At 74.7% G+C, this 6,148-nt stretch carries 7 protein-coding genes; 6 read left to right on the top strand and 1 reads right to left on the bottom strand.

All coding sequences use genetic code 11. From position 1 onward, the window contains the following. Window positions 1–68: 68 nt before the first annotated feature. Window positions 69–623, top strand: coding sequence for a hypothetical protein (locus GTY56_RS36065; RefSeq protein WP_161369486.1), 555 nt, complete (start codon window positions 69–71; stop codon window positions 621–623). Window positions 624–775: 152 nt separating this feature from the next. Then, window positions 776–1,171, top strand: coding sequence for a hypothetical protein (locus GTY56_RS36070; RefSeq protein WP_161369487.1), 396 nt, complete (start codon window positions 776–778; stop codon window positions 1,169–1,171). A gap of 2 nt (window positions 1,172–1,173) precedes the next feature. On the opposite strand, the gene GTY56_RS36075 is transcribed toward GTY56_RS36070, so the two are convergent. Beyond that, a complete protein-coding gene (locus tag GTY56_RS36075; protein ID WP_161369488.1) occupies window positions 1,174–2,373 on the bottom strand; it encodes an N-acetylmuramoyl-L-alanine amidase in 1,200 nt (399 codons plus the stop codon). A 216-nt stretch (window positions 2,374–2,589) separates the two neighbouring features. Here GTY56_RS36075 and GTY56_RS36080 point away from each other — a divergent pair, with 216 nt between their 5' ends. The 4 genes from GTY56_RS36080 to GTY56_RS36095 form a co-directional block, all read left to right on the top strand. Continuing rightward, on the top strand, window positions 2,590–3,210 hold the full coding sequence (locus GTY56_RS36080) for an RNA polymerase sigma factor (protein ID WP_161369489.1): 621 nt from the start codon (window positions 2,590–2,592) through the stop codon (window positions 3,208–3,210). Between the two features lie 153 nt (window positions 3,211–3,363). Beyond that, window positions 3,364–4,167 carry a hypothetical protein gene (locus GTY56_RS36085; RefSeq protein WP_161369490.1) on the top strand — a complete coding sequence of 268 codons (804 nt, stop codon included), beginning with the start codon at window positions 3,364–3,366 and terminating at the stop codon, window positions 4,165–4,167. A gap of 383 nt (window positions 4,168–4,550) precedes the next feature. Next, the gene (locus GTY56_RS36090; protein WP_033311424.1) at window positions 4,551–5,225 is read left to right on the top strand and encodes an RNA polymerase sigma factor; all 675 of its coding nucleotides are present in this window, start codon (window positions 4,551–4,553) and stop codon (window positions 5,223–5,225) included. Then, window positions 5,225–6,148: hypothetical protein (locus tag GTY56_RS36095; RefSeq protein WP_161369491.1), on the top strand; the 924-nt coding region annotated here is incomplete at its 3' end. The genes GTY56_RS36090 and GTY56_RS36095, both read left to right, overlap by 1 nt.

Here is a 6,148-nt window from a genome sequence, read left to right on the forward strand (position 1 = left end):
TCCGTGAGGGGTGAGGGCTGGTGGCGGCCTGATCGGGCCCCGGACAAGGCCCGCGGAGGGAGGCGTGGATGAGCCTGGTGGAGTTGATCGCACAGGCCGACGAACGCGGGCTGGCCGCGAGCGGACTGGCTTGTCTCGATCGGTGCGTGCCCCTGCTGGGCGGCGACGACGAGACCCTGCGCCCGGTGTGGGCGAGCCTCGGCGACAACGCCGGAGCCGGTGAGTGGGGCGAGCGGCTGGAGCAGGCGCGCTGCAAGCTGGACACGGCCGGTGCCGGGGACGAGGCGGCCGTGCTCGCGCACCGGATGCTGGAGGCCGCTCCCGCAGAGCGCTCCGCACCGGGACTGCGGGTGTGGGCCGACGCCTGCTCCGTCGCCTCCCTCCAGATCCACCGGCTCCTGGACACCGCCCAGGACGACGCCTCGTCCGTCGACTCACGCCGCGAGGGCCGTACGGACGGCATGTCACCCCTCGTCGCCGCCGAACTGCGCCGCCAGGTCGTCGTCCTGGAGGTCTTGGCCGGACACGGCCCGGCCGGGCTGCGCCGGGCGCTGGAGGTGTCGACGGAGGGGCGGCGGGTGCTGCGCGCGGTGGTCTCCCGCCGGAGCCGGCAGCAGGGCTGACGGAGCGGGCCTCTGGGCGCCCACTGGCCTAAACCCCGTTCCTGGGAGGGTCCTGTGACTGTCCTTTGGGCGAGGTGGGGCGGTCCTGCGCCGCTTCGGGGAAGTCGCGGGATCCGGGTGACGAAACGCTTCGCCGCAGCGCTTTCCGGGATGTGACGACTCAAGCGGAGACCAGGCCATCGGCGGCTGCGAAGCCGCTGCGATGGGCGGCGGACACAGTGGCGACGATGCGCGAGGGAGCACGGCTGCGCCTCGACTACTCGGCACAGAGTCTGTGGAGCATCGACCGGATGATCGAGGGGATACGGCGGGAGGGAGCGCCCGAGGCCGCGGTCCATCAGGTACTGCGCGGCTTCGGCGCCTACACCGGTGAGGTGATCGTGCGTCAGACCGGCGCCGAGTGGTGGGCGACCGGCGGCGACCACTGGATCCGCACCCCCGACGGGCGCCTGTGGGACCCCATCGACGAGGCCCGCCGCTGCTACGCCGGCCACGGCTCGCTGCGGTTGCTGTGCCGGGACGCGGTGAGCACCGGGTCCCGGCAGTAGCGTCAGCGGACGAGTACGTCCTCGTCCTCGTCCGCGGCCTCGGCCGGGGGTCCGAGCGGTTCAGCGGCCGGCGCGGCCGGCTTGCCCGCGTTCGCGGCCAGGGTGCGGATCTCGGGCAGGTCGTCGTAGAGGCTCTGGCCGGGGCACGCGGTCGGGTAGCCGTCGCGGTGCCCGGAGATGCGGTGGAACGTCACCTTCTGCCCCAGCTTGTACTTGCCGTTGTCGGCACCGGAAGTCAGTACGACCGTCCCGGTCGGGTCGATGCCGTAGAGGCCGAGCTTCCACGCCGCGACCTTCGCGACCGACTCGCGCACCGCGGCGCTCGTGGCCGCCGTGGAGTAGTCGCCGAGCACCGAGACGCTGCTGGTGGCGGTGTTAAACCCGTAGGCGTGCGCGCCGAGGACGGGCTTGTCGATGCCGCCCGCACGGCCCTCGAAGACGGTGCCGCACTTGTCGACGAGGAAGTGGTAGCCGATGTCGTTCCAGCCGTTGCTCTGCACGTGGTAGAGGAACACGCCGCGCACGATCGACGCCGACTCGGAGCAGGCGTAGTTGTTGGTGCCCGCCGTGTGGTGGACGAACATCGCCTGGGTGTCGCCGGTGTACGTGGGCGGGTCCTTCACCAGGGACTCGTCGGCGCCCCAGGCCGAGCGCGACGTCACGACGGGACGCTCGGCGGAGAGCGGCCCGGCGGCCGGTCCGGCGATGCCCGGCCCGATGTCGTCCGGCTCGACGACCGCGGTGTGCACGGCGCCCGACCCGGCGTCGGGGTCGACCAGTTCGACCCGCAGCCCCGCCGGCAGGCGGTCGCCCGAGACGCGCACCTGGAAGCCGTCCGAGGGCCCCGTCCACAGCGGCTGGGTGCTGCCGCGCACCCCGGGCCGGTCGCGGTCGGGACCCAGCTCGGGCGTACGGACGTCGGTCTCCAGGGAGTGCCACGCGCTCCACGCACCGCTCTCCTGGGAGCGGGTGCGCACCTCGGCGGTGCCGTCCAGGGCCGCGTCCGGGTCGTCCCAGGTGATTCCGATCAGGCTGAACGGCTCGGAGGTGCGGGGGGCGAGGGACCGTTCGTGGGGATCGCCCTCCGGCACCCGGACGGTGTGCACCCCGTCCGAGGAGGTGGCCCGGGCGGGGTGGGTCAGGCCGAGGGCACCGAGGGCCAGGGCGGTGGCGACGGCGGTGCGCAGGAGGCGGGGTGTCATACGGCGCTCGCCTTTCGTGGGCGGTTGCATCGCGAGCAGAGCTCCCCGGTGCGTCACTTGGCCGAAACCTCCCCGGGGCCGGGCTCCCGAGGACGGCGGGCGGGGTTGACCCGAACGGTCGTCGCCGCCCGGAGCCTGACGCGCTGTGACACTTCCGCGCCGACCGGCGCTGATGACCGTGGGAGGACGCGCAGCCGGCACGGACGAGGACGGTACTTGGGTCAGGGAACGGAACGCCGGCGCGGACAGGCGTACGACGGGGAACTCGGCGCGGCCGTCGCGAAGGCCCAGCAGGGTGACGAGGCGGCCTTCGCGGTCGCCTACCGGCTCGTGCAGCCCGGACTGCTCGGCTATCTGCGCGGCCTGGTCGGGGACGACGCGGAGGACGTGGCGTCCGACGCCTGGCTGGAGATCGCCCGGGACCTCGGGCGGTTCCGGGGCGACGGGGCCGGCTTCCGCGGCTGGACGGCGACCATCGCCCGGCACCGGGCGCTGGACCATCTGCGCCGGCAGCGGGTACGGCCCCGGTCGTCCGCGCTGGAGCAGGACGTCCTGGAACTGCCCGGACCGCAGAGCACGCACGACCAGGCGCTGGAGGCCCTCTCCACCGAACGCGCCCTGGAGCTGGTCCGGGGGCTGCCGCGCGACCAGGCCGAGGCCGTGCTGCTGCGGGTGGTGGTGGGCCTCGACGGGCCGGCCGCCGCACGGGTGCTGGGCAAGCGGCCGGGCGCGGTGCGCACGGCCGCCCACCGGGGCCTGAAACGCCTCGCCGGACAGCTGGGCGCGGCGAAGAGTGTGACGGATGAACCTCCCCGGACGCTGGGTGAGTCGACGTGAGCGGAATCAGCGGTTTCGCTCACGGGCCGGGCGGGTCACGCGGATCCGGCGCCCTGAACAGGGCGGACCGGCGTGACGTACTGGGACTCGGCGGGCCGGGCGGCGCCGCCGGGGCCCACGGATCGATCGGATCGAGCAGGAACGGAAACGGACATGGGTGAACGGCAGAGCGACGGCGGGCTGTCCGGCCGTGGTTCCCGTCACGCCCTCCTCGACTCCGACGTGGAGGCGCTGATCATCGCCTCCCTCGTCCGGGACGCCGTCGACACGGAGGCCGAACAGCGGGCCGTGGCCGCCTTCCGGGCCGCCCGGGACGCCCGGACCCTGCGGACCGGCATCCGCCGCCGGGACGACTGGCGGGCCAAGGAGCGGCGCCACCTGGGGCGGTCCCTGAAGACGACGCTCTCCGTGCTGCTCGCCAGCCTCACGCTGGGCGGGGTCGCCGTGGCGGCGATCGGCGTGGCCGGGTCCTCCGACGAGGGCCCGAAGGACACCCCCGACCGCTCGCCCGCGCCGAGCAGCGCCCCGCGCGACCCGGCGCAGCGGCCTCCCCGCGGCAGCCACAGCCCCGGCACCGGCGCCGGCTCTTCGCCGGCCCACCCGGACCGGCCGGACCCCGCCCAGGACACCGAGGCCCACTGCGACGTCTTCGAGCGTGTCGGAGGACGCGGCAACGCCATGGACGCGACGGCCTGGCAGCGGCTCGTGGCCGCCGCCGGCGGTGAGAGGAACGTCACGGCGTACTGCACCGAGCGCAAGGACGAGCCGAAGGCCGGGAGCGGCGGCTCGGGGAACGACGGGCCCGCCGAGGACGACGGCGCACCCGCCGCGAACGACGGTGCGGACAACGCGCAGGACAACGGCGCGGGTGACGGGCCGGACAGCGGCGCGGGCAGGAGCGGGAGCGAGGGCAAGCGCCCCCAGCCCGAAGGCCGGCCCAACGGCCGTCAGGAATAAGGGATTCCACGGAGCGCCGTCCGGCACCGCCGGGCGGGACGCACATCCGCCGGCACCTGCCTTGGCAACGGCCGAGGCCGCCACCCCCCACAGGAGAGGCCCCGGCCGTCGCGCGGCACGGGCCGCGCGGCGGCCCGTACTCCCTACAGCGCCCGGTGTGCGTTTTCTGTCACACCCCGCCGCGTCACGGCTTAGTTGCATCTCGGACGGACATGGACGGGGAGTGGTTTCAGGTCGTAACGTGCCATTCGCGCCAACAGCGAAGACGGCATGACCACCGCAACCACCTGCGGGCTTGTGACCGCAACCACCAATGGGGCAACCACGACGGCGAGAACCCGGTCCGCGAGAGCGGCGCCGGTCGAGGCGCAGAAGGGCGCGCGGTGCTGGGGGACGACGCGGAGCTGACCGCCGCGGTGCGCGCGGCACAGGACGGAGACGAAGACGCGTTCCGGACTGTGTACCGCACCGTGCATCCGCGGCTGCTCGGGTACGTACGGACGCTCGTCGGCGACCCCGACGCCGAGGACGTCACATCCGAGGCGTGGCTCCAGATAGCCCGCGATCTGGAGCGGTTCACCGGCGACGCGGACCGGTTCCGCGGCTGGGCCGCCCGGATCGCCCGCAACCGTGCCCTGGACCACATACGCATGCGCGGGCGCCGGCCCGCGATCGGTGGTGACGAGACCGAGCTGACCGGCCGGGCCGCCGAGTCGGACACCGCCGGCGAGGCCATCGAGGCGCTCGCCACCGACGGCGCGTTCTCCCTGATCTCCCGGCTGCCGCAGGACCAGGCCGAGGCGGTCGTGCTGCGCGTGGTGGTGGGGCTGGACGCGAAGACCGCCGCCGAGACGCTCGGCAAGCGTCCGGGCGCGGTCCGCACGGCGGCGCACCGGGGTCTGAAGCGGCTCGCCGAACTGCTCGGCGACGACCCGCAGGCCGATCCGGAATCGGCCGGGGTGCTCGACGCCCTGCCACCCCAGCGAGAACCACGCGGCGGTGCCGTGACGTCCGCAGGTGTGACGCGTAGCGTTGCGCGGACGCAGAAGGATGTGTGATGGCCGACGAGCAGTACAGGTGGCTGGACCGCGAAACGGCGGAGCGTTTGCTGAGCGGAGAGCCACCCGGAGCTGTCGAAGGCGCCGGCCGGGACGAGGCCGAACACCTCGCGAGGACCCTCGGCGCACTGTCCGCCAAACCTCCGCTGACCAGTGATGAACTCCCCGGCGAGGCCGCCGCGGTAGCCGCTTTCCGCAAGGCCCGCGCGGAACGCGCCGACGCGACCGCGGCGCGTGCGGCCACCGGCGGACAGGACACGGCCGGGATCGCCGACGCGGGGCTGGTCCGTATCGGAACCCCTGGCGGCAGCGGCGGCGGGAGGGCACGCCGGGCCCGCTGGGCCCGTCCCGCGCGCTTCGCCCTGGCCGCCGTGCTGGCCGTCGGCATGGCCGGCGGGGTCGCCCTCGCGACCGGAACCGGAGCCCTGAGAGCGCCGTTCGGCGGTGACGAGCCCGAGCCCGGAGCCTCCGTCTCGGCCGCCACCCACCCGAGCCGCCCGCTGGTGTCGCCCTCGCCGAGCGACGCCGTGCAGGGCGGCTCCACCCCCGACGACGCCCCGGGCGGCTCGTCGGCGGGCGGGTCCGGCGCTCAGGACCGGGACGAGCGGCGCGACGGCGCGGCCCCGAAGCCGGACGACCGTGACGGCCGCTCCGGCGACCACCGCGAGGAGATCACCTCCGCCTGCCGCGACCTCCGCGACGGCAAACGGCTCGGCCTCGACCGCAGGCGCGCCCTGCGGGACGCGGCGGACGGCCGCCGGGTGTGGACGTACTGCAAGGGAGTCCTGTCCTCGGCCGGTCCCCGCCCCGGGGAGCGCCGGCACGACGAGCACGCGGACCAGGGACGGCACCAGGGCAAGGGCGCGGACCGGGACCGCAAGCAGGACCGGAAGCAGGACGGCAAGCAGGACGGCAAGCAGGAC

The organism is Streptomyces sp. SID5643, from assembly GCF_009872555.1.
Taxonomy (GTDB): Bacteria; Actinomycetota; Actinomycetes; order Streptomycetales; family Streptomycetaceae; genus Streptomyces; species Streptomyces iakyrus.